This window comes from Kitasatospora sp. NPDC057223 (assembly GCF_042669755.1).
In the GTDB taxonomy this organism is placed as follows: domain Bacteria; phylum Actinomycetota; class Actinomycetes; order Streptomycetales; family Streptomycetaceae; genus Kitasatospora.
The window spans coordinates 1-24,516 of record NZ_JBHUWW010000044.1 but is presented as its reverse complement, the minus strand read 5'-3'; the positions used below and the strand labels follow the sequence as shown (position 1 = coordinate 24,516).

Here is a 24,516-nt window from a genome sequence, read left to right as displayed (position 1 = left end):
CTAACGAAGGTCGGCGGAGGGGTCCTCACCCGAGGCCCCCGTTGCCAGGACGCGCTGCACGCGGGGCCGGGTGCGCCAGTTCACCCGGCGGACGTCCCGGGCCAGGGCGCCCGGCCGCCAGAGTTCCACGGCGGCGGTCACGGCGCCGAGGACCACTCCGGCGGCCAGCCAGCCGGCCAGGACGTCGCTCGGCCAGTGCACGCCGAGCGCGATCCGGGTCCAGCCGATGGCCGTCACGGCCAGGGCCGCGACGCCTGCGGCGGCCACCCTCGCGGCCCCGTTGGAATGCGGGCGGAGCAGCCAGACCAGGGCGACGCAGGTGATCGCGGAGGCCATGGCGTGGCCGGAGGGGAAGCCCGGGTTGGAGGCGTGCGCGACCGGGTCGACGAAGTGCGGCCGGGCACGGCCGACGGAGAGCTTGAGCACCCAGAGCAGGCCCCAGCCGATCAGGCACTGCGCCGCGGCCCAGCCGGCGAGCGCCCGGGCGCCGATCAGCCAGAGCCAGCCCGCGGCCAGGCCGAGCAGGGTCCGCATGGTGACGGTGCCGCCGATGTCGCTGAGGGTCTGTACGGCGGCGATCCAGACGGTGTGCCGGGTGGCGTAGCGGTGCTCGGCGTCGGTCCAGCCCCGGTCCAGTCCGGCCAGCGGACCCCAACGTGCCTCGACCAGCGCCAGCAGCGCCCCGAACAGGACGGCGCAGCAGACCACCACCGTCACGCACCGCGGGAGTGTGCGGCTCGGTACGGCGAGCGACGGGGTGGTGGTCAGGTGCATGACTGTCACCTTCCCAGCGGGCCGTGCCGATCTTGCGATGGACACATAGCGATTCGGCATCTTTTGCGCGAAGGGGCGGAGTCGGGGGCGGATCGGCGAGGGTCGGCCCGCGGACGCGCGATCCGCGCCGACCCGCGCAGGTGCGCGGGGAAGGTCCGCGGGGGCTCCGGTGGTTCCTGTTGCGAGAGGCGCGCCGGGCGACTCGAATGGATGTCCCCTTCGGTGGAAGACGGTCTCCCGGAGCCGACCCGGATCTGACACTCGCCGTACGTCTGCGCTCACCCTCCGTCCAAAACCGGGGTGAAAATCGGCAGGATACTGCATCGAACGAAGAATCTGGGCAACTTGGGAATGTTGTCCGGTTTCTGTGCGTTGGATCGTTACGTGTGAGCCCCGGTAGGGCCCGCATTCTTGCCCTTTCGGGCAGGCAGATCCCGGCAACAGCAGCAAGGGAGCAAGCATGGCCACCCGTGCCGTCGTTCGTGACAGGGCCGACCGGACTCGCGCGGCCCGCCCGACCAATTTCGAAGCCGACCGCGACCTGGTCGGGATGTACCTCGACGAGATCGCCAGGACGCCCCTGCTCGATGCCGCCGAGGAGGTCGAGCTGTCGCTGCGGATCGAGGCCGGTGTGTACGCCCGGCAGTTGCTGGAGGAGGGCGCGCTCCCCGAAGGCGTCAAGCGGGAGGAGTTGGAGGCGATAGCCGAGGACGCCGAGCGCGCCAAGGACGTCTTCATCCGCTCCAACCTGCGTCTGGTGGTCGCTGTGGCCCGGCGCTACCCGCGCAGCGGGCTGCCGCTGCTCGACCTCATCCAGGAGGGCAACGCGGGCCTGGTCAGGGCCGTCGAGAAGTTCGACTACGCCAAGGGCTTCAAGTTCTCCACCTACGCCACGTGGTGGATCCGGCAGGCGATCACCCGCTCCATCGCGGACCAGTCCCGGACGATCCGGCTGCCCGTCCACCTGGTCGAGGAACTCGGGCGGATCCGGCGGGTCCAGCGGGAGAAGGCCAAGGAGCTGGGGCGTGAGCCCGAGCCCTCGGAGATCGCCGCCGAGCTCGACACGACCGAGGCCAGGATCAAGGACGTACTCGACTGGGCCAGGGACCCGGTCAGTCTCAACATGTCCGTCGACGACGAGGGCGAGACCCAGTTCGGCGACCTCGTCGAGGACACCGGGGCGACCTCTCCCGAGGACGCCGTGATGGTGATGCTCCGCCGTGAGGAGCTGGACGACCTGATCGGCCGGCTGGACGACCGTACGGCCTCGATCATCCGGTCCCGCTACGGGATGGAGGACGGTCGCGAGCGCACCCTCACCGAGGTGGGCAAGCAGCACGGCCTGACCCGTGAGCGGATCCGGCAGATCGAGAAGCACGCACTTGCCGAGCTGAAGAAGATCGCCGATCACGCCGGGTTCGAAGCCGCCTGAGACACGGCGGCCCCGTGGCCGGAGCGTACGGCCGGACGGGATGGACGGGCCAGGCAGGCAGGCGGGCCGGGAGCCCCGGTGTGGCGGGTGCCGCGCCGGGGCTGCGGCATGTCCGGCCTCCGGGGCTCGTAGGCTGGAAGCGGATCGGTTGGAGCGGCTGGAGGCGGGACGATGGGCGGACAGGAGCAGGGCGAGGCAGCGGCGGCCGGCGACGAGGTCGGGGCCGAAGCCGGAGGCGGGACGAAGGGCGGCGCCGAGGCCGCGGGCCGGGCGAAGCTGGTGTTCGGGGACCCGCTGGACCGGCAGTCCTCCGACGACACCGACGGCGGCTGGGGAGAGCGGCCGTCGGCGGGCGAGAGCGGCGGGCGGGGGCTGGACTGGTACCTGAGCCAGCGGCCGCCGCACCACGGCGGCTGAACCGGGTGCCCGGGGCGGGGCGCAGGACCGCCCGGCCCGGTCGCCGGGCCCGGGCCGGGACGAGGGACTGACGGGGCGAGGGATCGGGAGGGGCTGAGCCGTCGGCCGGGGGAAGGCCGGGGCTCAGCCCCTCGTCCGTGGGGGCCGTTGGTCGGGGTCAGGCCCGGCTGACGAGTGCGTCGCGGATCTCGGTGAGCAGGACGACCTCCTTGGCCTCCGCCTCGGCCTGGATCTCGGCGAGGCTCTTGCGCCTGGCGGCGAGCCGGTTCATGGGGACGATCAGGCAGAAGTAGACGACTGCGGCGGTGATCAGGAACTGCAGGACCGCGCTGAGCACCGACCCCCACAGGATGAAGATGCCCGACGTGACCTCGCCGGTCGCGCTCACGCTGCACGGCCCCTTGAGGCAGGAGCTGTAGGACGCGAGGTCCTTGGCGCCGAAGACGCCGACGATCGGGTTGATGACGCCCTTGACGAAGGCGTTGACGATGTTGGTGAACGCCGCACCGATGACGACGGCGACCGCGAGTTCGACGACATTTCCGCGAAGCAGGAATTCCTTGAAGCCCTTCATGGAGTGAGATTACGGGCGAATTGTCCGGTATCGGGCTGACGCGGTACCCGGGTGTGTCGGTCGGGCGTGCGAACGATGGCCGGGCGCGGGCGCGGGGGCTCAGGGGCTGTGCTCTGCGGCGCCCGGGGTGCAGCGTGGGGCGATGCCGGGCTCGTGGGCGGCGGAGGTCGCTGCGGGGGGCGGCGGGCCCGGGCGCAGCGGGCCGGCGGCGAGCGCCGTCACGGCCGCGAGCAGGCCGGTGGCCAGAACTCCGGGCCGGTGTCGTACCGCCTGCTGGAGCCGGTGCCGCCCGGTCCCTCCGCGCCGGATCGGCGGGAAGGCCGGTACGGTCCGCCGCGGCGGCACGGCGGGGGCGCAGGCCGGGACGGCACGGCGGGCGGACGCCCGGTGCCGGGGAGCTGCGGGGAGCAGGGGCTGGGGGCAGTTCGTCATGGTGGGGCAACGCCTCTGGTCGGGAACTGGAACGCGGACCCCCGGGCCGGGCCGGGGTTGCGTGCTCAGCCTGCGACAGTGCGGACGGTGGCGGAATACCCGCCGGTTCGCCTGTGGACAACTCGGGGATGTGGATAACTTCGGATCCCCGAAGCGTCCCCCACGGGCTGCCCAGGCAGGCCGGCCTGCGGACGCGCGAAGGGCCTGCGGATGCGCGAAGGGTCTGCTGCCACCGCGGTCGGCGGTGGCAGCAGACCCTTCGAAGTCTGCGTGTTCCCTGCTGGGCCCGGCCTCGGGCTCGTGCAGCGGGCTCGTGTTCCGGGCTCAGCCGGACGCGGCGCCGCCGGACGACTTGGCGGCCGCAGGTGCGGGGCTCGCGGAGGTCGTCGAGCTGCTGCCGGAGGTGGAGCCGCCCGACGTCGAGCCGCCGGAGCTGCCCGAGCCGCCGCCGGTGGAGCCGGAGGATCCGTTCGAGGAGGCGCCCACCGAGCTGCTGGAGGACGAACGGCTGTCGGTCCGGTAGAAGCCAGAGCCCTTGAAGACCACGCCCACGGCCGAGAAGACCTTGCGGAGCCGTCCCTGGCAGTCGGGGCACGTGGTCAGCGCGTCGTCCGTGAACTTCTGCACCGCCTCCAGGCCGTTGCCGCACTCGGTGCACTGGTACTGGTACGTGGGCACTTGACTTCCTCCTGCACTTCCCCCTGGCACTCTCGCCTGATGAGTGCTAACGACGGTCAATGATGCGGCATTCCGCCTGATCAGTCCAGCGCCGCAGGTGTGAGATACCCCCACCGGCGCCGCCGGACGACCGGTCTCAGCCCTTGGCAGCCCCGACGAGCTGGGCCGGAGCGGCGCTCTGCGCCACCGTCCGGCTCGGCCTGCCGGGTGTCCCCGGCGTGGCGGGGGCGACCAGCAGCCGGCGCAGGACGACCAGCGCCACCAGTCCGAGCCCGGCACCGGTCACCGGCACCAGGAACCCGGCCGACGGGCCGTGTCCGTCGATCAGCCGGCCGGCCACGGTGGAGCCGGCGGCGAGGCCGAGCCCGATCGCGCCGGTCAGCCAGGTGAAGGCCTCGGTCTTGGCACCGTCCGGGACGAGCGTCTCGACCAGGGTGTAGCCGGTGATCAGGGTCGGTGCGATGGCCAGTCCGCAGACGAGCCCGGCGAGGGCGAGCGCGGTCAGGCCGGGCATCGCCCACAGGGTCGAGCAGCCGAGGACGAGCAGCGCGTAGCTGCCGAGCATCCGCTGCCGGGCCGAGCGGCGCCAGGCGACCATGCCGTAGAGCACGCCGGCCAGCATCGAGCCGCCGGCGAAGACGCCGTAGACGGTGCCGCTGGCACCGGGCTGTCCGGCGGCCTCGGCGAAGGCGGTGACCGAGACCTGCATGGCGCCGAAGACGGTTCCCACACCCAGGAAGGCCGCGGCCAGCAGCCTGACACCGGGCGAGGCGAGCGCGGAGACCCGCCGGACGCCGGGCTCGTGCGGGTGGCGGGCCGGTGCGGTGCCGCGCTGGGCGGCGAAGGCGAGCCCGCCGACGACGGTCAGGGCGGCTTCGGCGACGAGTCCGGTGGCGGGGGAGAGTCCGGTGGCGACGGCGGTGGCGAGCACCGGGCCGATCACGAAGGTCAACTCGTCCGTCACGGACTCGAAGGCGAAGGCGGTGTTGAGCGTCCCGGGGGAGGAGTCCGCCAGTTTGGCGACCCAGCGGGCCCGGACCATCGCGCCGATCTGCGGCACGCTCGCGCCGGCCGGGGCGGCGGCCAGGAAGAGCGTCCAGACCGGAGCGTGGCCGAGGGCGAGCGCGATCAGCGCGCCGACGGAGGCGGCGTGGACGAGGACGCTGGGCACCAGGACGGCGGCCTGGCCGTAGCGGTCGGCGAGCCGGCCGGTCTGCGGGCCGACGAAGGCCTGCGCGACGGCCGAGACGGCCGCGACGGCGCCTGCGGTGCCGTACGAGCCGTAGGTGTCGCGGACGAGCAGCACGATGCCGAGGCTCAGCATGGCGAAGGGCAGGCGGGCGGCGAAGGCGGGCAGCAGGAACCTCCGCGCACCGGGGGTGCGCAGCAGTGTTCCGTAGCCGACCCGTGCCGCTGGGCGGGGCCTGGTCGGGGCGGGGGTGTCGTCGACCGTTCGGCGGGCCGTCACGGTCATGCCTTCCTGCTGCCTGGTAGCGCGGCAGGGGTACGGGTGGCCCCGACGGCGCCGAGAGTCGTCCTCTCGCGCGTCGACCGGGGTTGTTACCGGGCCCGGCGGTGGATGCTGCGGGCCGCGGCCGCCGAGCGGTCGCGCCAACTCTGCTTCAGGCAGATGTTGCGGATGTGTCGTGTGTTCAGTGGTTCGTGAGGCGCTCGAACAGCAAGCGCTCTCCTGCATACTACAGGCTGCGACGCAAATCGTCCTACCAATGCAAGGCGAGCGGTCGGTGCTGCTGCCGAACGCGCCTGTGCCGGGGCGCGACAGGGTGCCCGGCCGGGCGTGGTGGACTACGGGAGACGGGTCGCGGTCCGGATGAGGTCGGCGACGGCTCTGGACCGGCTGTGCGGTGGCCAGGCGATCACGGTGGTGACCTTCGGCGCGTCCAGCACGGGCACGGCGGCGAGGTCACCGTGCAGCTGGGCCCGGCACGACTCCGGCGAGACCGCGCAGGCCCGGGCGAGCGCGACGAGCTGCAGCAGCTGCGCGTGGTCGCGGACCTGCGGGCCGGGGCCGGGCGGGTAGCTGCCGTCGGGACCGGGCCAGCGGGGCAGGGGCAGGCCCGGCAGTCCGGTGATGTCGGCCATGTGCACATGGGTCCGGGCGGTGAGCGGATGCCCGGCCGGCAGGACCACCACCTGGCCCTCCGAGCCGAGCTCCTCGGTGTGGAGCCCGGCCGTCGAGTCGAACGGCCGGTGCAGCAGCGCCACGTCGGCCCGGCCCTCACGCAGGAGTCGCCCCTGCTCGGCCGGGCCGCACAGGATGACGTCGACGGGGACGGCGCCGGGTTCGGCGGCGTACGCGCTCAGCAGTCTCGCCAGCAGCTCGCTGGACGCGCTGGCCTTCGTGACCAGGACCAGGCCGGGACGGCCGGTCGCGGAAGCGGCCGCACGACGGGCCCGGCGCTCGGCAGCGTCGACCGCGTCGAGGGCCGCCCGGCCCTCGGCCAGCAGCACCGAACCGGCCTCGGTCAGCGTGACGCTGCGGCTGGTCCGGTCCAGCAGCGCTGCCCCCATCCGGCGTTCGAGCTGCTGGATCGCCCGTGACAGCGGCGGCTGTGCCATCCCGAGCCGCTGCGCGGCGCGCCCGAAGTGCAACTCCTCGGCGACCGCGACGAAGTAGCGCAGTTCCCTGGTCTCCATCCGGCCACGCTACTCCGGATCCATACCCGGAAGGTATCGCCGCCCACCCAACCGGTCTTGGACCCCGGCCAGGGGCCGAGAGCAGCATGGTCCCCATGAGCGAAAAGACGATTGCGCTGGTCACCGGCGCGAACAAGGGAATCGGCTACGAGATCGCCGCAGGCCTGGGCGCCCTCGGCTGGAGCATCGGCGTCGGCGCCCGCGACGACCGGCGCCGCGAGGCCGCGGTGGAACGACTGCGGGCGGCCGGCGTCGACGCGTTCGGCGTACCGCTGGACGTGACCGACGACGCGAGCGCGACCGCCGCCGCCCGGCTGATCGAGGACCGGGCCGGACGCCTCGACGTACTCGTCAACAACGCCGCTATCGCCGGAGCCATGCCCCAGGAGCCCACCGGCGTCGACCCCGCCACCGTCCGTACGGTCGTGGAGACCAACGTCATCGGCGTCATCCGGGTGACCAACGCGCTGATGCCGTTGCTGCGTCGCTCCGCCTCGCCGCGGATCGTGAACATGTCCAGCAGCGTCGGCTCCCTCGCCCGGCAGTCGGGAACCGCCGGTGAGCTGACCACGGGTCCGGTGGCGGTGGCGTACGCGCCGTCGAAGACGTTCCTGAACGCCGTCACCCTCCAGTACGCCCGGGAGCTGAGCGGCACGAACATCCTGATCAACGCCGGCTGCCCCGGCTACGTCGCGACCGACCTCAACGGCTTCCGGGGCGTGCGCACCCCCGAACAGGGCGCGGCCATCGCCATCAAGCTCGCGACCCTGCCCGACGGCGGCCCGACCGGCCAGTTCTTCGAGGACGCCGGCACCGTGCCCTGGTGACGTGCACGGCGGGCGTCACCCGCGGAGTGCGGCGGTACCCGCTCTAGCGTCCGTTCAGCCAGCCGGCCAGCTTGCCGCCCTTGTCGACCGCCCGCAGCCGCCTCTCGGCGGCCTCGCCGACGGCGTCCGTGGTGACGACCAGCAACTCGTCGCCGCCGCGCAGCACGGTGGTCTTGTCGGGGACGAAGCTGTTGCCGTCGCGGACCACGAGGGTGACGGCGGCGCCCGCGGGCAGCCGCAGTTCGCCGACCTCGACACCGGACATCCGGGAACCCGCCGACAGGGCCACCGACAGCAGTTGCCCGTGCAGCTTCTCCAGCGGGGCGGACTCGATGCCGAGGTCCTGGCCCATCGGGCTCTCGGAGACCTTGAGCCACTTGGCGACCCACGGCAGGGTGGGGCCCTGGAGCAGGGTGAAGACCACCACCAGGATGAAGACGATGTTGAAGATGTCCTGGGCCCGGGGGGCGCCCGACACCAGCGGGATGGTGGCCAGCACGATGGGCACCGCGCCGCGCAGTCCGGCCCAGCTCAGCAGGGCCTGCTCGCGGATCGGCAGCCTGAACGGGGTGAGTGTGAGGAACACCGACATCGGGCGGGCCAGGAAGACCAGCACGGTGCCGATGACCAGGGCGGGCACGATCGCCGAGCCCATGCTGGCGGGCGTGCAGAGCAGGCCGAGCAGGACGAACATGCCGATCTGGCCGATCCAGGCGAGCCCGTCCGCGAAGCCCCGCACCGCAGGGCCGTGCGGCAGCTTGGCGTTGCCGAGGATCACCGCGCTGACGTAGACGGCGAGGAAGCCGGAGCCGTGCAGCAGGGCGCCGCCCGCGTAGGCGAGCACGGTGAGGGCCATCACGGCGATCGGGTAGAGGCCGGAGGACGGCAGGGCGACGTGCTTGACCGCGTAGGCGCCGAGCTTGCCGACGGCGAGGCCGACGGCGGCGCCGATCGCGAGTTCGGCGATGATCGTGCCGACCAGGACGTACCAGGCGTCGGCCTCGCCGGCGGTGGCGAAGGCGACGACCAGGATGACCACGGGGGCGTCGTTGAAGCCGGACTCGGCCTCCAGCAGGCCGGTCAGCCGGTGCGGCAGCGGGACCATCCGCAGGACGGAGAAGACGGCGGCGGCGTCGGTCGAGGAGACGATGGCGCCGAGCAGCAGGGACGCCCGCCAGTCGAGGCCGACCAGCAGGTGGGCACCGGCCGCGGTGACGAAGACGCTGATCGCGACGCCCGCGGTGGCCAGCACGGTGGCCGCCGGCATCACCGGTCTGACCTCGCGCCAACTGGTCTTGAGGCCGCCCTCGGCGAGGATCACGACCAGGGCCGCGTAGCCGAGGACCTGGGTCAGCTCGGCGTTGTTGAAGCTGATGCCGAGGCCGTTCTGGCCGAGGGCCACCCCGATCCCGAGGTAGATCAGCAGGCTGGGGAGCCCGGAGCGGGTGGAGATGCGCACGGCGACCACCGCGACCAGCAGGATCACGGAGAACTCGAGCAGGAACTGGTTCAGGTGGTCAACAGTCACGCAGGGGCACCTCGGGCAGGAGCGGGCGGGGCGGCGGACACGGCGTCGGTCGGGGACGGAGGGGACGGCGGCCGGGGTGGCTGACGGTCCGTCACGACCGGATCGTTACTCAGTCTAACATTTTACCTGCTCTTTAGGTGAATCCTTTCCGGGTCCCAGCCTGCGTCCCGGGCCGTGTTCCGGCCCGTGTTCCAGCCGCTGTTCCGGTCCGTGTCCCGCCCGGAGCCCCTCCCGACGGGCCCGCGATCCGACCGTGGGCGTCCCCCGTGCACGCCCGCCACCTGAGTCGGCCTAATGTGGTGACCTGTCACGGCCACAACCGAGACCCTCCGCCTCCCGTTCAACGACGCCCTTCGGGCGGCACCCGTTTGATGCCAAGGACCCAGATGCCCCGCTCGAAGAAGTTCCGGCGCGCCCGTCTGATCGTGATCGTGCTGGCCGTGCTCCTGGTGGCCGGACTCGGATACGGCGGCTACCGGGGAGTGGCCGCGGTCCGCGCGTCCTTCCCCGACGTCAACGGCAGCGTCAAGGTGCCGGGACTCTCCGCACCGGTCGACGTCGAACGGGACGCCAACGGGATCCCGCAGCTCTACGCCGACACCCCCGAGGACCTGTTCCGGGCCCAGGGCTACGTGCAGGCCCAGGACCGCTTCTGGGAGATGGACGTACGGCGGCACATCACGTCCGGCAGGCTCTCCGAGATGTTCGGCTCGGGCCAGGTCGAGACCGACTCCTTCCTGCGCACCATGGGCTGGCACCAGGTGGCGCAGCAGGAGTACGACACGATCCTGGAGCCGGAGACCAAGGCGTACCTGCAGTCCTACGCGGACGGCGTGAACGCCTGGCTCACCGAGCACCCGGGCGGCGAGAGCGCCTCCCTGGAGTACGCCCTGCTCGGCGTCGCCAACGGCGACTACAAGCCGGAGGCGTGGACGCCGGTCGACTCGGTGGCCTGGCTCAAGGCGATGGCCTGGAACCTCTCCGGCAACCTGCAGGAGGAGATCGACCGCTCCCTGCTCAGCCAGGACTTCAGCGCCGACAAGATCGCCCAGCTCTACCCGGACTACCCGTACGACCGCAACGGCACCATCGTCAAGAAGACCGGCACCGTCGCCGGCGACACCTACAAGCCGGCCGACGGCTCGACCGCCCCGCCGGCCGCGCCGGCCGGTGCCACCGCCCAGGGCGCGGTCGCCGCCGAGGGGCTGCTCAAGGACGTCGCGGACCGGATCGACGCGATGCCGCAGCTGCTGGGCCGCCAGGGCCAGGGCATCGGCTCGAACTCCTGGGTCGTCGCCGGCAGCCACACCACCACCGGCAGGCCGCTGCTCGCCAACGACCCGCACCTCGGCCCGGGGCTGCCCTCGGTCTGGTACCAGATGGGCCTGCACTGCCGCGCCGTCTCGGCGGCCTGCGGCTACGACACCTCCGGCTTCACCTTCGCCGGGATGCCGGGCGTGGTGATCGGCCACAACAACAACATCTCCTGGGGCTTCACCAACCTCGGCGCCGACGTGACCGACCTCTACCTGGAGAAGGTCACCGGCCCCGACACGTACCTGGTCGACGGCAAGGACGTGAAGTTCGGGCTGCGCAAGGAGACCATCAAGGTCGCCGGCGGCGAGGACCGCACGATCACCGTCCGCACCACCCAGAGCGGCGCGCCGCTGATCTCCGACCCGAGCTCCGAGCAGCGCAAGGTCGGCACCTACGCCCCGAACGGCAACGCCGCCCCCGACCGCGGCACCACCGGCTACGGCGTCGCCCTGCAGTGGACGGCGCTCACCCCCGGCAAGACCATGGACGCCGTCTTCAAGCTCGACCGGGCCACCGGCTGGGACGACTTCCGCGCCGCCGCGAAGGACTTCGCCGTCCCCGCCCAGAACCTGATCTACGCCGACACCAGGAACAACATCGGCTACCAGGCGCCCGGCAGCATCCCGGTCCGCGGCAACGGCGACGGCACCTACCCCTCGCTCGGCTGGGACTCCTCCTACGCCTGGAAGGGCTCGATCCCCTTCAGCGCGCTGCCGTACAGCTTCAACCCGGCGGCCGGCTACATCGTCACCGCCAACCAGGCCGTGGTCGACCCGACGTACAAGTACCTGCTGACCAAGGACTGGGAGTACGGCACCCGGGCCAAGGAGATCACCGACCAGATCGAGCTGAAGCTCAGGAACGGCGGCAAGATCTCCCCGGACGACATGCAGTCGATGCAGCTGGACAACACGAGCGTGCTGGCCCAGACGCTCGTCCCGCTGCTGCTCAAGGTGAAGATCAACGACCCGTACGTCCGCGAGGCGCAGGGCCTGCTCAAGGACTGGAACTACCACCAGGACGCCGACTCGGCCGCCGCCGCGTACTACAACGGCGTCTGGCGCCAGCTGCTCAGCCTCGCCTTCGGCCAGAAGTTCCCGGCCGACCTGCGGGCCGAGGACAACTGCCTGCTGGTGCACGCCCCGAGCGACCCCACGAAGCCCGACACCTCGACCACCGAGATCGTCACCGAGTGCGGCACCCGGGATCCGGGCAAGGCCCAGCCCGACGGCGGCGACCGGTGGATGGAGGTCGTGCGCCAGCAGCTCACCCAGCCCGACAGCAGCTGGTGGACGTACATCGACGCCGACCACCACGAGCAGAAGGGCCTGGACAACCTGCTCGCGGAGGCCATGAAGGACGCCCGCCAGGACCTGACGTCCCTGCTCAGCAAGGACATCTCCACCTGGAGCTGGGGCCGGCTGCACACGCTGACCCTGCGCGAGCAGACCCTCGGCACGGACGACTCCTCGATCGCCTCCGGCGTCGTCCACAAGCTGCTCAACCGGGGGCCGTACCAGCTGTCCGGCGGCACCGCCGCCGTCAACGCGGCCGGCTGGAACGCGGCGGCGGGCTACGAGGTCGACTGGATCCCCTCGATGCGGATGGTCGTCGACCTGAGCAACTTCGACGCCTCGCGCTGGATCAACGTCGGCGGCGCCTCCGGCCACGCCTACCACCCGAACTACAACGACCAGACCGCCCTGTGGGCGAAGGGCGAGCTGCTGCCCTGGGCCTACTCGGCGGAGGCGGTCGAGAAGTCGGTCAGGAACAAGCTGGTCCTCACGACCGGCTGACCCCCGGCCGGTTCACCCCCTGCGGTCCGGGCCCACCCGGTGCACGCCGGAGGGGGTGACGGCCGCGTCCACCGGCAGGTCGTGCGGCTCGGCCGGGACGCTCTCCAGCAGTTCGTCCTCGTACAGCAGGGTGGCGAGCAGGGGCCGCGCGCCGGCCCTGGCGAGGCGGGCCAGCACCCGGTCGTAGCTGCCGCCGCCGCGGCCCAGCCGCAGGCCGCGGCCGTCCACCGCGAGGCCGGGCAGCAGCACCACCGAGGCCCCGGTGACCGCCTCCGGACCGAGCCGGGGCCCGGTCGGCTCCAGGAGGCCGCGCGCGGCCGGGGCGAGGTGCGCCGCGCCCTCGTACACGGCCCAGTCCAGGTCGTTGTCGGGGAGCAGGACGGGCAGCAGCACCCGCACGCCGTGGGCGGCCAGCGCGTCCAGCAGCGGCCGGGTGCCCGGCTCCGCGCCCACCGAGACGTACGCGGCCACCGTCCGGCCGGGCCCCGCCAGGGCCAGCGCGTGGCCGGCCAGCGCGGTCGCGGCGGTTTCGCGCCACTGCGGGGTGCGGGCCCGGCGGGCGGCGAGCAGCCGTGTCCTCAGCCCGGCCTTGTCGTTGTGCATGGGATCCTCCACAGCTCTGTACCCGGTGACGGTTCAGAGCCTGACATGCGGAAGGCGCCCCGAATGTCCACCGCGCTACTGGTCCAGGCCATGGCCGTGCTGAGCGTCCCCGCGCTCGCCGGCACCACCCTGCTCGGCGTCCGGCTGCGGCGGGGCGACTCCGGCGCGGCCGTCCGGGAGGCCGGCCTGCGCGGGCGGATCACCGAACTGGAGGACCGCTGCGCCGAACTGGAGCGCACCGCCTCCTGCGACCCGCTCACCGGCGTCTGGAACTACCGGCACCTGCAGCTCACCCTCGGCCGCGAGATCGAGCGCGCCCGCCGGGCCGACCAGCGTGCCGACCGCCTCGACCAGCCGCACCCGCTGGCGCTGCTGATGCTGGAGATCGCCGGCTTCGACGCGATCATCGCCGAGCACGGCCGGGGCCGCGGCAACGCGGTGCTGCGTGATCTCATCCAGCGCCTCGGTATGGAGATCCGCCGGTCGGACACCCTCGGCCGGTACGGCGGGCAGGAGTTCCTGGTGCTGCTGCCGGACACCGGCCTGGAGGGCGCCGTCCAGGTCGCCGAGCGGCTGGTCTGGTCCGTGCGCCGGCACCGCCTGCTGGACTGGTCCTCCGGCCCGCGCGAACCGCGCCCGGCGCACGGAAACGGCCTGACCGCCTCGGTCGGGATCGCCGTGCTGCCCCGGGACGGAGCGCACGCCGCGCTGCTGCTGCGGGCCGCCGACCGGGCGCTGACCGAGGCGAAGCAGGCCGGCGGCGACTGCTGGCGCGGGGCGGGCCCGCGCCCGGCGCAGGACGGGGCGGAGCAGGAGGCGGAGCCGGACGCGGCGCAGGGCACGACGCAGGGCACGGCGCAGGACGCGACGCAGAGGGGTGCAGCGCCCGACGCGGCGCAGCGGGGTCCGGAGGCCGTGCGCGACCGTCCGGTATTCACCGGTAGCCTGTCGGCCTGTGACAGCGCGGGGCCCCTCACCCCCGCTGCCCTTCCGGACACGCCGACCGCCGTTGCCGCAGGCCGCGATCTTCATTCATAGCGGTTTAACCCGGTGATCAGCTCGGCGTTCAGACGCCTTAGTAAGGTAAACGCATGACGACGACACCCACCCGCACGCCGGTGACCAAGGCCGTGGTGCCCGCAGCCGGTCTGGGGACCCGCTTCCTGCCGGCGACCAAGGCCACACCGAAGGAGATGCTGCCGGTCGTCGACAAGCCGGCCATCCAGTACGTCGTCGAAGAGGCCTCCGCAGCAGGCCTGTCGGACATACTGATGGTCACCGGCCGCAACAAGCGCGCTCTTGAGGACCACTTCGACCGCGCCTACGAGCTGGAGGAGCTCCTCGCCCGCAAGGGCGACCAGGACCGGCTGCGCCGGGTCCGCGAATCCGTCGAGCTGGCCAACATGCACTACGTCCGCCAGGGCGACCCCAAGGGCCTCGGCCACGCCGTCCTGGTCGCCGAACAGCACGTGGCCGGCCAGCCGTTCGCCGTCCTGCTCGGTGACGACCTGATCGACCCCCGCGACCCGCTGCTCTCCCGCATGATCGAGGTGCAGCAGGAACTCGGCGGCTCCGTCGTCGCGTTGATGGAGGTCGACCCCTCCCAGATCCACCTGTACGGCTGCGCCGCCGTCAAGCCCAACGGCTTCGGCGAGGACGTCTTCCGGGTGACCGACCTGGTCGAGAAGCCGGAGACCGCCGACGCGCCGTCCAACTACGCGGTGATCGGCCGCTACATCCTCGACCCGGCCGTCTTCGACGTGCTGCGCGAGACCCCGCCCGGCCGCGGCGGCGAGATCCAGCTCACCGACGCCCTGCGCGAACTCGCCACCCGCGACGCCGCCGGCGGCGGTACGGTGCACGGCGTGCTGTTCAAGGGCCGCCGCTACGACACCGGTGACCGCGCGGACTACCTGCGCACCATCGTCCGGCTGGCGTCCGAGCGTGAGGACCTGGGCCCGGAGTTCCGCAGCTGGCTCCGGGAATTCGTCCGCACCGAGCTGCAGGACTGACCAGCCGCGGACCTGCTGTCCACCGGGCCGCCCCCGCCGGGGCGGCCCGACGACCGAGAGCGAGTGAGCGATGACCGGGCCCACGGAGCGCACCACCGACCCCGCAGCCTGCTGCGACGGCGCCGCGGACCCGGCATCGGCTCCCGCCGCGGACCGGATGTGGACGGTCGACGAGCACCTCGCCGACATCCTGTCCGCCGCGGCGGCGCTGCCCGCGATCGAGCTCCAGCTGCTCGACGCCCAGGGCTGCCGGCTCGACGAGGACGTGATCGCCGCCGGCGACCTGCCGCCCTTCGACAACAGCTCGATGGACGGCTACGCGCTGCGCACCGCCGACACGGCCGGCGCCACCGACCGGTACCCCTCGGTGCTGGCCGTGGTCGGTGACATCGCGGCCGGCGCGGGCGAACTCCCCAAGGTCGGGCCCGGCCAGGCCGCCCGGATCATGACCGGCGCCCCGATGCCGCCCGGCGCGGAGGCCGTCGCCCCGGTCGAGTGGACGGACGGCGGCACCGGCAGCGGTCTGGCCGCCGCCGCGATGACCGCGCCCGTCGAGGGCGAGGAGGTCCGGGTCCTGCGCCCGGTCACCGAGGCCGCCCACATCCGCCGCCGGGGCAGCGACATCGCGGCCGGCGTCCGGGTGCTCGACGCCGGCACCCTGCTCGGCCCCACCCAGCTCGGCCTGCTCGCCGCGATCGGCCGCGCGACCGTACGGGTCCGCCCCCGTCCGCGGGTGGTGGTGCTCTCCACCGGCAGCGAGCTCGTCCAGCCCGGCGACCCGGTCGGCCCCGGCCAGATCTCAGACTCCAACAGCTTCACCCTCACCGCCGCCGCCCGGGACGCCGGAGCCATCGCGTACCGGGTCGGCGGCGTGCCCGACGACCCGGCGGTGCTGCGGGCCGTCCTGGAGGACCAGCTCGGCCGGGCCGACCTCGTCGTCACCAGCGGCGGTGTCAGCGTCGGCGCGTACGACGTGGTCAAGGAGGCCCTGCAGGGCGACGGGGGCCTCGGCGGCGTCGACTTCCGCCGGCTGCGGATGCAGCCCGGCAAGCCGCAGGGCTTCGGCCGGATCGGCACCGGGGCGGGCGTCCCGCTGCTCGCGCTGCCGGGCAACCCGGTCAGCTCGTACATCTCCTTCGAGCTGTTCGTCCGCCCGCTGATCCGCACCATGCTCGGCGCCCCCGACGTCCACCGACCGGTGGTCCGGGCGCTCTGCCCGGCCGACCTGCGCTCGCCCGCCGGGCGCCGGCAGTTCCTGCGCGGGCGGTACACCACCGACGGCCGGGTCGAGCCGGTCGGGGGCGAGGGCTCCCACCTGGTCGGCGCCCTGGCCAGGTCGAACTGCCTGATCGTCGTCCCGGAGGACGTCACCGCGGTGCCCGCCGGCAGCGAGGTCGACGTGGTCCTGCTCGACGCCTGACGGCCGGCCGGCGGCCCCGCTCCGGGCGGCCGGGCCGACGACGCCCTGCTCAGGCCCCGGCCGGTCCCACCCGCCGGCGGGCCCGGGGGGTACGGTAGCGCGGTATTCGACCCGTCCTCCTGGAGCACCCGTGACGACCTCACCACCCGGCGACCGCCTCACCCACGTCGACGACAGCGGCGCCGCCCGCATGGTCGACGTCTCCGGGAAGGCCACCACCGTGCGCACGGCGGTCGCCGCCGGACGGGTACGGGTGGCACCCCGGGTCGTCGAACTGCTGCGCGGAGAGGGCGTACCCAAGGGCGACGCCCTCGCGGTCGCCCGGATCGCCGGGATCATGGGGGCCAAGAGGACCCCGGACCTCATCCCGCTCTGCCACCCGATCGCGATCTCCGGCGTCCAGGTCGACCTGACCGTCACCGACGAGGCCGTCGAGATCACCGCCACCGTGCGGACCGCCGACCGCACCGGCGTCGAGATGGAGGCCCTCACGGCGGTCGCCGTCGCCGGGCTCACCGTCATCGACATGGTCAAGGCCGTCGACAAGGGCGCCGCCATCGAGGACGTCCGGGTGCTCACCAAGACCGGCGGCAAGAGCGGCGACTGGTACGCCCCCGGGCAGCCCGCCGAGCCGGGGGAGACCCGCTCGTGAAGGCCCTCGCCGTCACCGTCTCCAACCGGGCCTCGGCCGGCGTCTACGCGGACCGGGGCGGCCCGCTCCTGGTCGCGGGCCTGCGGGCGATGGGCTTCGAGGTGGACGGCCCCCGGGTCGTCCCTGACGGGGACCCGGTCGAGGCCGTCCTGCGCGAGGCCGTCGCCGCCGGCTACGACGTCGTGCTGACCACCGGCGGCACCGGCATCTCGCCGATGGACCTCACCCCCGAGATGACCGCCCGCGTCATCGACCGGCAGATCCCCGGCATCGCCGAGGCCGTCCGGGCGTACGGCCGGGAGAAGGTCCCCACCTCGGCGCTGTCCCGGGGCCTGGCCGGCCTCGCCGGACGCACCCTGATCGTCAACCTGCCCGGCTCGACCGGCGGCGTCAAGGACGGCCTGGCCGTCCTCGGACCGCTGCTGGCGCACGCCGTCGACCAGCTCGGCGGCGGCGACCACCCCGGCTCCGGTTCCGGTGGCCCGGCGGCTGCGGACGCCGGCCCTGTCGGAGCCGGGCAGGCCGTGGAAGCCGTGGACACCGCAGGGGCTGCGGACGCTGCGGACGGGAGCGCGCACTGAACGCCGGCTGGCCGGTCGAACTCCACGAGGGGGACGTCACGCTGCGCCCGATCCGGGTGCGTGACCAGCGGGACTGGCAGGAGGTCAGCCGCCGCAACCGGGACTGGCTGCGGCGCTGGGAGGCGACCGTGCCGCCGTCCCCGGCCGGCCGCGAGCCCGGCTCCCGCCCCACCTACCGGCAGATGGTCCGCTACCTGCGCGGCGAGGCCTCGGCCGGCCGGATGCTGCCCTTCGTCGTGCTGCACAAGGGCCGGCTGGCCGGCCAGCTCACCGTGGGCGGCATCACCTGGGGATCCATGTGCTCGGCGAACGTCGGCTACTGGATCGACGAGGCGGTGGCCGGCCAGGGCATCATGCCGACGGCGGTGGCCCTCTCGGTCGAGCACTGTTTCGGGGTCCTCGGCCTGCACCGGATCGAGGTCTGCATCAGGCCCGAGAACATGCCGAGCCGCCGGGTGGTGGAAAAACTCGGGTTCCGCTCGGAGGGAATGCGTCCGCGCTATCTGCACATCGACGGGGACTGGCGGGACCACCTGGTCTACGTACTGACCGCCGAAGAGGTGCCGGAGGGGATGCTCGACCGCTGGCGGGCGATCAGGTCCGGCCGTGAGTCAGAGAATTGAATATATGTTCGAAAATAATATCGATATGGCATCGTTCCCCAGACGGACGGGCACAAATACCGGCAAAATAGTCGGAGAATCAGCTTGATCACACGACACGCCGTGCCAAATTGCTGCCAGGCCTTACCCAACGCCCGTACGGTGTGAAACGTGAGCAGTAGCGGCCTTATCTACGCGGTCATCGTAGGGGCCTGGGCCGCCTATCTGGTGCCGATGTGGCTCCGCAGGCAGGACGAGCTCAACGAGGCGCGCCCGACGGAACGCTTCAGCACCGCCATCCGCCTGCTGGCCGGGCGATCGGCGATGGAGCGGCGGGCATCCCGGGCCCTTGGCGACGACCAGAGCACCCCCGACCGGACCGACGGCGACCAGACATCCGACGACCGGACCTCCGGCGACCCCGCCGGGCCGGACGAGCACGCCCCCGAACCGTCTCCGGGCGGCTTCGACCCGGCCCCCGAGCCGGCCGGCCGCGCGCCGTCCCGGTCCGGACCCCACCCCGACGCCGACCAGGACGCCGACCGGTCCGACACCGACCGGCCGCACTCCGGCGACCCCGATCGCGCCTTCGACCTCCCGGCCGAACGCCGCGCGCGCCTGCTGGCCCGCCGGCGCCGGATGGTCAGCGTGCTCTTCCTGGCGTTCGCCCTCGGCGCGATCGTCGCGGCGGTCGCCGGCCTGGCCTTCCTCTGGGCACCGGCCGTTCCGGCCGCCCTCCTCACCCTGTACATCGGCCACCTGCGCAAGCTGGAACGCCAGCGGTACGAGGTCAAGCTCGACCGCGTCCGCGCGGCCCAGGCCGCCGAGCGGCTGCGGCAGCGCGAACAGCGCCGCGCCGAGGGAGACCGGGACGAGAACCGCCGCCCGCCCGCCGCCCGTACCGGCGGCCCCCGCCCCGACCGTCAGGAGACCGGCAGCCGCCGGGCCCCGCACGACGCGGCCCACCCGAACGACCGCGGCCGTCCGCACCTGCGGATCGCCGCCGACCCGGCCCCGCACGGCGTCCGCCCCACCAGTACGGCCTCCGCCCTGGTCGAGGCGACCGACCACGAGGAGTGGGTCGACGGCATGCGCGAACGCGGCGCCGCCGGCCCCGACTCGTGGGAGCCCGTCCCCGTCCCGCTGCCGACCTACGTCACCGCCCCCGTGGCCCCCCGGGTCTCCCGCGGCCTCGACCTCGGCGCCCCCGGCACCTGGAACGCCGGCCGCCCGGCCGAGCCCCGCAACACGCCCCTCTTCGACCAGTACGCCGAACCGCCGGCCGCCCCCGCCGCCCCCGCCGCCCCCGAGGACGGCTACGCCGGCCGCCCCCGGGCCGCCAACGAATGACCACCCCGCGGAGCGCCCCCCACCAGGGCGCTCCACCCGGGGGTGGTCACGGACCGCCCCCGGAAGGTGCTAAAGTTTCATCTCGTTGGGGCTGTGGCGCAGTCCGGTAGCGCACCTCGTTCGCATCGAGGGGGTCAGGGGTTCGAATCCCCTCAGCTCCACCCAACGACTGTTCTCGGGTTATGCCCGTGAACGGTCACGAGATCCCGTCCGATCCCTGTGATCGGGCGGGATCTTCGCGTTGCGGGGCCCACAGCACATCGCCCGACCGGCGCGCCGTCGGTCCGGGCGTACCGTCGGGCCGGCTCCGCGCGGTGGACTGACGGGCCGTTCGGAGTCGTACGGCCCTTGCGTCGCCGGGAATAACAAGGTGATCACTGTGATGAGCAGGTGATACTCCTGTGCGGTGAACGCCATATTCGCGCGGCTCTCCCGCCGCGCACTTCCTGCCGCCCTCGCGGCCTGCCTGCTCGCCGGCTGTACCTCCTCCGCCGGTCACTCCGGCGCCGGGGCGTCGGCCACCCCCGGCCCGGTGGCCCCCCCGACCGCGTCGCCCACGCCGACCGTCCCGCCCACGCCGACACCGAAGCCCACCGGCGCCGCCGACCCGGCCCTGCAGGCCTTCTACGGCCAGCAGATCGCCTGGGCACCCTGCGCGGACGATCCGAAGACCGAGAAGAACGACGAGTCGGCGGCCCAGTGCGGCAGCCTTCGCGTCCCGCTGGACTACGCGGACCCGGCGGGCGAGGCCGTCACCGTCGGGCTGGCCAGGAACCCGGCCGGCAAGCCCGACCAGCGGATCGGTTCCCTGCTGGTCAACCCCGGTGGGCCGGGCGGCTCCGGTGTGCAGATGGTCGAGTACGACATCCATGGATATGACGGGTCGTTGCACGACCGCTTCGACATCGTCGGCTTCGACCCGCGCGGCGTGGGCCAGAGCGCCGCGGTCCACTGCCTGGACGACCGCAGCCGCGACGACTGGAACGCGACGGACCAGGCGGACGCCGCCCACGGCAAGGTGCTCGCGGACGCCTGCCAGGCCAACTCCGGCAAGGTGCTCCCGTTCGTCGGCAGCCGCAACACCGCCCGGGACATGGACGTACTGCGCGCGGTTCTCGGCGACCAGAAGCTCAACTACCTGGGCTTCTCCTACGGCACCTACATCGGCAGCCTGTACGCGGAGGAGTTCCCCGACCGCACCGGGCGGCTCGTCCTCGACGGCGCCGTCGACCCGACGATGAACCTGCTGCAGCACAACGTCCAGCAGCAGGCGGGTTTCGAGAATTCGCTGCGCGAGTTCGCCGCCGACTGCGTCAAGCAGAAGGCCTGCCCGCTCGGTACCGATCCGGACCGTGCGGTGCAGAAGCTCGCCGACTACCTGGACGGCCTCAAGGACGACCCGCTCACCGTCCAGGGCGGCCGCAAGCTGACCGCGACCGAGGGGTGGACGGCCGTCCTCAGCTCGCTCTACGGCGGTGACCAGTCCTGGGAGTACCTTCGCAACGCGCTCGGCTGGGCGATGGTCAAGGACAAGGGCGACTACCTGCTGGCCCGTGCCGACGGCTACAACGGGCGGGACGCCGAGGGCCACTACACCAACATGTTCGACGCCTACCTGGCGATCCACTGCGCGGACGGCGGTGTCGACACCCCGGCGCCCGAGCAGCTGCAGGCCGCCCTGGCCGAGCTGAAGGAGAAGGCCCCGCTGGTCAGCGCGCACAACCCCGAGCAGGCCCTGTTCGACCCCGACTGCCGGGCCTGGCCGTACCGGTCGACCGAGCAGCCCCATCAGATCAAGGCCGTGGGCGCCGCCCCGATCCTGGTGGTCGGCTCCACCGGCGACCCGGCCACCCCGTACGCCTGGGCGCAGAAGCTGGCCGCCGGGCTGGCCGGCGGGGTCCTGCTCACCCGTGAGGGGGACGGCCACACCGGATACGGCAAGAGCGCGTGCGTCAGCGCGGCCGTGGACGCCTTCCTGGTGGACGGCACCATGCCGGCCGCGGGGACGAGCTGCGCCAGCGACTAGCGACTAGCGACTGGCAACTGGCGACCGGCGGCCGGCGTCGCGCGTCCGGCGGCGGCAGGGGCGGTTCTCCTTACCGGAGGGCCGCCCCTGCCGCCGTGTCAGCTGCCGCTCCTGCCGCCGCTGTCGTCGCCGAGCGACTGCAGCAGGTCGCGCAGGGTGTCGGCGAGGGTGTCGCGCCGGTCGGGGGTGAGGGCGGCGAGCAGGCGGTGTTCGGTGGCGACATGGTCGGGCAGGGCCCGGTCGATGAGGGCGAGGCCCTCGGCGCTGAGGGCGACGTGCACCACGCGGCCGTCGGTCTCGCTGGGGGTGCGGGTGACCAGGCCGCGGCTTTCGAGGCGGTCGAGGCGCTGGGTGATGGCGCCCGAGGTGACCATGGCGGAGCGCATCAGGGCGGCCGGGGTCAGGCTGTGGGAGGGGCCGCTGCGGCGCAGGGTGGCGAGGACGTCGAAGGACGCGGCGTCGAGTCCGTGTGCGGCGAAGGTGCGGCGCAGTTCCGCCTCGATGAGCTGATGGAGGCGCTTCATCCGGCCGATCACCGCCATCGGTGACACGTCGAGGTCGGGGCGTTCGGCGCTCCACTGTTCGAGTACGCGGTCCACGTGGTCTGTCACGGTTCCAGTCTAGCCAATCTCTTAGCGGTGAGATATTTTTGCTTAGTGCTAAGCAATCGACTGGGAATCATCCTGACGACCGCTCTGGCCCCCGCCGTCTGGGGCACCACCTACATCGTCACGACGGAACTGCTGCCGCCGGGCCGCCCGCTGCTCGCCGCCGTGGTGCGCGCCCTGCCGGCCGGGCTGCTGCTCGTCCTGATCACCCGGCGGCTGCCGCGGGGCAGCTGGTGGTGGCGGGCGACGGTGCTCGGCGCGCTGAACATCGGGGCCTTCCTCGCGCTGCTCTTCGTCGCCGCGTACCGGCTGCCCGGCGGGGTAGCCGCCACCGTCGGCGCCGTCCAGCCGCTGCTGGTGGCCGGCCTCTCGGCAGGCCTGCTGGGGGAGCGCCTGACGCTGCGTACGGTGCTGTCCGGCCTGGCCGGAGTGGCGGGCGTCAGTCTGCTGGTGCTGCGGGCCGGCGCCCGGCTGGACGGGCTGGGGGTGGCCGCCGCGCTCGGCGGGGCGGTGGTGATGGCCGCCGGCGTGGTGCTCAGCAAGCGCTGGGCCCCGCCCGCGCCGCTGCTGGCGACCACCGGCTGGCAGCTCGTCGCGGGCGGCCTGCTGCTGCTTCCGGTCGCCCTGCTCGTCGAGGGGCCGCCGCCGGCCGTGCTGACGCCGGCGAACCTGGCGGGCTACGGCTATCTCTCGCTCGTCGGCGCGGCGCTGGCCTACACGCTCTGGTTCCGGGGGATCCGCGCCCTGTCGCCCACCGGCGTCACCTTCCTCGGGCTGCTGAGCCCGCTCGTCGCCACCACGGTCGGCTGGGTCGTGCTCGGTCAGGAGCTGACCGCCGCCCAGGTGCTGGGTGCGGCCGTCGTCCTCGGCGCGCTCGTGGTCGCCCAGGGCGGCAGGCCGAACGGCGGATCCCGGCCAGAAGAGGGTGTGCGAACCGAAGGGAACGGCCGTCCGGCCGCCGGGAGCGAAGACGATCTTGTCCGCGTACAGTCCTGACCGGGTTTGTCCCAGAACGCCCCAAGGCCCTTGTGCCCCAAGGGATCCCCGGCGCTGAACATGTTTCGGCCTCGTGTACTGTCGCCGCTCTCACAGTGCTCAGCTCCCGGCCGTGCTCCCTGCCTCCGGGGCCTGGCGATCACAGCTTGAAGGAGCATCCGTGTCTCGATCTCTCCGTAGGTCACTGTCGGCGCTTTCCGCCGTCGGCATAGCAGTCGTCGCGCCGCTCGCGGTCGCCGGCACCGCGCACGCCGCGGCCGCCAAGAAGTGCGGCTCGGTCACGGTGGAGTACAAGGTCGACGGTGGCTCGAAGTGGGTCACCGACGGCCGTCTGCAGCAGCCGTCCACCAAGATCTCCGTCCGTCTCAGCGAGGACTCCCACCCGGGCGAGGGCTGCGAGTACGACGTCTCGCTGGCCTCGTACAACACCCAGGGCTCCACCTGGGCGACCTCGGGCACCCAGACCTTCCTCGGCTGGGACACCACCACGCTCGGCAAGTCCAAGCGTGAGGCGAAGCTCGACGTCAGCTCGCACGCGCCGACCTGCTTCGGCCAGATCGACCTGTACGGCAACGACCGCAAGCACGACGGTGTGTCGGCCCCGCTGCCGAAGTACCCGAACGCGACGTTCCCCGACGACCTGATCACCGCCTGGAACGGCGGCAAGGCCTGCACCCCGACGCCGACGGCCAGCCCGTCCGCGACGCCCACGGTGAAGCCCTCCGCGTCCCCGTCGGCCTCGGCCTCGGCCTCGCCGAGCGTCACCGCGAGCCCGTCGGCCACCGTGAGCCCGACCGCCACGGCCACCGCCAGCCCGTCGGCCACGGCCACCGCCTCGGAGTCCCCGTCGGCCTCGGCCTCGCCGAGCGTCACCGCGAGCCCGTCCGCCACGGTGAGCCCGAGCGCCACCGGGTCGGCCACCGCCGCCCCGAGCGCCTCCGCCACCTCCGCGGCCCCGGCGCCCGTCGTCGACGCCGCCGGCCCGGTCGGCACCCCGACCGTCGCGCCGGTCTCGGAGACGCCGTCCGAGAACCTCGCCAGCACCGGTGGCAACAGCACCCAGACGACGGCCATCGCGGCCGGCGGCGCGGCGCTGCTCGCCCTGGGCGGCGGAGCGGTCTTCCTCGGCCGCCGTCGCGCGCGTCGCAGCTGACACCACGGCTGACCGCACCTGAAGTACCCGGGTAGCCCGCAGGGGCCCGGCCGGAGAAGCTCTCAGAGCCTTCTCCGGCC

23 protein-coding genes and 1 tRNA gene are annotated in these 24,516 nt (G+C 73.1%); 15 read left to right on the top strand and 9 right to left on the bottom strand.

The window, feature by feature from the left end:
• On the bottom strand, nt 1–774 hold the full coding sequence (locus ACFUK0_RS17820; RefSeq protein WP_380251117.1) for a phosphatase PAP2 family protein: 774 nt from the start codon (nt 772–774) through the stop codon (nt 1–3).
• A 460-nt stretch (nt 775–1,234) separates the two neighbouring features.
• Between ACFUK0_RS17820 and ACFUK0_RS17815 the strand changes: the two genes are divergently transcribed.
• Both ACFUK0_RS17815 and ACFUK0_RS17810 read left to right on the top strand, forming a co-directional pair.
• The gene (locus ACFUK0_RS17815) at nt 1,235–2,206 is read left to right on the top strand and encodes an RNA polymerase sigma factor RpoD/SigA (RefSeq protein WP_380251115.1); all 972 of its coding nucleotides are present in this window, start codon (nt 1,235–1,237) and stop codon (nt 2,204–2,206) included.
• A gap of 171 nt (nt 2,207–2,377) precedes the next feature.
• Nucleotides 2,378–2,623: a hypothetical protein gene (locus ACFUK0_RS17810; RefSeq protein WP_380251113.1), complete on the top strand. Its 246-nt coding sequence runs from the start codon at nt 2,378–2,380 to the stop codon at nt 2,621–2,623.
• 157 nt (nt 2,624–2,780) lie between these two features.
• Here ACFUK0_RS17810 and mscL read toward each other — a convergent pair whose 3' ends face one another.
• The 5 genes from mscL to ACFUK0_RS17785 form a co-directional block, all read right to left on the bottom strand.
• Nucleotides 2,781–3,197: a large conductance mechanosensitive channel protein MscL gene (gene mscL, locus ACFUK0_RS17805; RefSeq protein ID WP_380251111.1), complete on the bottom strand. Its 417-nt coding sequence runs from the start codon at nt 3,195–3,197 to the stop codon at nt 2,781–2,783.
• 99 nt (nt 3,198–3,296) lie between these two features.
• A complete protein-coding gene (locus ACFUK0_RS17800) occupies nt 3,297–3,629 on the bottom strand; it encodes a hypothetical protein (RefSeq protein WP_380251109.1) in 333 nt (110 codons plus the stop codon).
• Between the two features lie 324 nt (nt 3,630–3,953).
• A complete protein-coding gene (locus ACFUK0_RS17795) occupies nt 3,954–4,307 on the bottom strand; it encodes an FmdB family zinc ribbon protein (protein ID WP_380251107.1) in 354 nt (117 codons plus the stop codon).
• Nucleotides 4,308–4,443: 136 nt separating this feature from the next.
• The gene (locus ACFUK0_RS17790) at nt 4,444–5,781 is read right to left on the bottom strand and encodes an MFS transporter (RefSeq protein WP_380251105.1); all 1,338 of its coding nucleotides are present in this window, start codon (nt 5,779–5,781) and stop codon (nt 4,444–4,446) included.
• Nucleotides 5,782–6,113: 332 nt separating this feature from the next.
• A complete protein-coding gene (locus tag ACFUK0_RS17785; RefSeq protein ID WP_380251103.1) occupies nt 6,114–6,965 on the bottom strand; it encodes a LysR family transcriptional regulator in 852 nt (283 codons plus the stop codon).
• A gap of 95 nt (nt 6,966–7,060) precedes the next feature.
• Between ACFUK0_RS17785 and ACFUK0_RS17780 the strand changes: the two genes are divergently transcribed.
• Nucleotides 7,061–7,792, top strand: a complete 732-nt coding sequence (locus ACFUK0_RS17780) for an SDR family NAD(P)-dependent oxidoreductase (protein WP_380251101.1) — start codon at nt 7,061–7,063, stop codon at nt 7,790–7,792.
• A gap of 43 nt (nt 7,793–7,835) precedes the next feature.
• Here ACFUK0_RS17780 and ACFUK0_RS17775 read toward each other — a convergent pair whose 3' ends face one another.
• Nucleotides 7,836–9,320, bottom strand: coding sequence for a potassium/proton antiporter (locus tag ACFUK0_RS17775; RefSeq protein ID WP_380251099.1), 1,485 nt, complete (start codon nt 9,318–9,320; stop codon nt 7,836–7,838).
• A 386-nt stretch (nt 9,321–9,706) separates the two neighbouring features.
• On the opposite strand from ACFUK0_RS17775, the gene ACFUK0_RS17770 reads away from it, so the two are divergent.
• Nucleotides 9,707–12,433, top strand: a complete 2,727-nt coding sequence (locus ACFUK0_RS17770; RefSeq protein WP_380251097.1) for a penicillin acylase family protein — start codon at nt 9,707–9,709, stop codon at nt 12,431–12,433.
• Between the two features lie 12 nt (nt 12,434–12,445).
• Here ACFUK0_RS17770 and ACFUK0_RS17765 read toward each other — a convergent pair whose 3' ends face one another.
• The gene (locus tag ACFUK0_RS17765) at nt 12,446–13,036 is read right to left on the bottom strand and encodes a 5-formyltetrahydrofolate cyclo-ligase (protein ID WP_380251095.1); all 591 of its coding nucleotides are present in this window, start codon (nt 13,034–13,036) and stop codon (nt 12,446–12,448) included.
• 63 nt (nt 13,037–13,099) lie between these two features.
• Between ACFUK0_RS17765 and ACFUK0_RS17760 the strand changes: the two genes are divergently transcribed.
• The 9 genes from ACFUK0_RS17760 to ACFUK0_RS17720 all read left to right on the top strand — a co-directional run bounded on the left by ACFUK0_RS17760 (nt 13,100) and on the right by ACFUK0_RS17720 (nt 21,679).
• Nucleotides 13,100–14,074 (top strand): GGDEF domain-containing protein, encoded by a 975-nt coding sequence (locus tag ACFUK0_RS17760; protein WP_380251093.1) that lies wholly within the window; start codon nt 13,100–13,102, stop codon nt 14,072–14,074.
• Nucleotides 14,075–14,127: 53 nt separating this feature from the next.
• Entirely contained in the window at nt 14,128–15,048 is a 921-nt protein-coding gene (gene galU, locus ACFUK0_RS17755; RefSeq protein WP_380251091.1) for a UTP--glucose-1-phosphate uridylyltransferase GalU, read from the top strand.
• A 70-nt stretch (nt 15,049–15,118) separates the two neighbouring features.
• Nucleotides 15,119–16,468, top strand: coding sequence for a gephyrin-like molybdotransferase Glp (glp, locus tag ACFUK0_RS17750; protein WP_380251089.1), 1,350 nt, complete (start codon nt 15,119–15,121; stop codon nt 16,466–16,468).
• A 190-nt stretch (nt 16,469–16,658) separates the two neighbouring features.
• Nucleotides 16,659–17,120: a cyclic pyranopterin monophosphate synthase MoaC gene (gene moaC / locus ACFUK0_RS17745; RefSeq protein WP_380251171.1), complete on the top strand. Its 462-nt coding sequence runs from the start codon at nt 16,659–16,661 to the stop codon at nt 17,118–17,120.
• On the top strand, nt 17,117–17,701 hold the full coding sequence (locus ACFUK0_RS17740) for a molybdenum cofactor biosynthesis protein B (RefSeq protein ID WP_380251087.1): 585 nt from the start codon (nt 17,117–17,119) through the stop codon (nt 17,699–17,701). Before moaC ends, ACFUK0_RS17740 begins: the two co-directional genes overlap by 4 nt.
• Entirely contained in the window at nt 17,698–18,324 is a 627-nt protein-coding gene (locus tag ACFUK0_RS17735) for a GNAT family N-acetyltransferase (RefSeq protein WP_380251169.1), read from the top strand. Before ACFUK0_RS17740 ends, ACFUK0_RS17735 begins: the two co-directional genes overlap by 4 nt.
• 150 nt (nt 18,325–18,474) lie before the next feature.
• Entirely contained in the window at nt 18,475–19,653 is a 1,179-nt protein-coding gene (gene glpR, locus ACFUK0_RS17730; protein WP_380251085.1) for a gephyrin-like molybdotransferase receptor GlpR, read from the top strand.
• A gap of 87 nt (nt 19,654–19,740) precedes the next feature.
• Nucleotides 19,741–19,814: transfer RNA gene (locus ACFUK0_RS17725), tRNA-Ala, on the top strand.
• 245 nt (nt 19,815–20,059) lie between these two features.
• Nucleotides 20,060–21,679 (top strand): alpha/beta hydrolase, encoded by a 1,620-nt coding sequence (locus ACFUK0_RS17720; RefSeq protein ID WP_380251083.1) that lies wholly within the window; start codon nt 20,060–20,062, stop codon nt 21,677–21,679.
• Nucleotides 21,680–21,777: 98 nt separating this feature from the next.
• Here the strand turns inward: ACFUK0_RS17720 and ACFUK0_RS17715 are convergent, their stop codons facing one another.
• The gene (locus ACFUK0_RS17715) at nt 21,778–22,290 is read right to left on the bottom strand and encodes a MarR family winged helix-turn-helix transcriptional regulator (RefSeq protein ID WP_380251081.1); all 513 of its coding nucleotides are present in this window, start codon (nt 22,288–22,290) and stop codon (nt 21,778–21,780) included.
• A gap of 45 nt (nt 22,291–22,335) precedes the next feature.
• On the opposite strand from ACFUK0_RS17715, the gene ACFUK0_RS17710 reads away from it, so the two are divergent.
• Together ACFUK0_RS17710 and ACFUK0_RS17705 are read left to right on the top strand one after the other, a co-directional pair.
• Complete coding sequence (locus ACFUK0_RS17710) at nt 22,336–23,283, top strand: EamA family transporter (protein ID WP_380251079.1); 948 nt, start codon at nt 22,336–22,338, stop codon at nt 23,281–23,283.
• A gap of 160 nt (nt 23,284–23,443) precedes the next feature.
• Nucleotides 23,444–24,436 carry an LAETG motif-containing sortase-dependent surface protein gene (locus ACFUK0_RS17705; protein WP_380251077.1) on the top strand — a complete coding sequence of 331 codons (993 nt, stop codon included), beginning with the start codon at nt 23,444–23,446 and terminating at the stop codon, nt 24,434–24,436.
• The last annotated feature ends 80 nt before the right edge of the window (nt 24,437–24,516 follow it).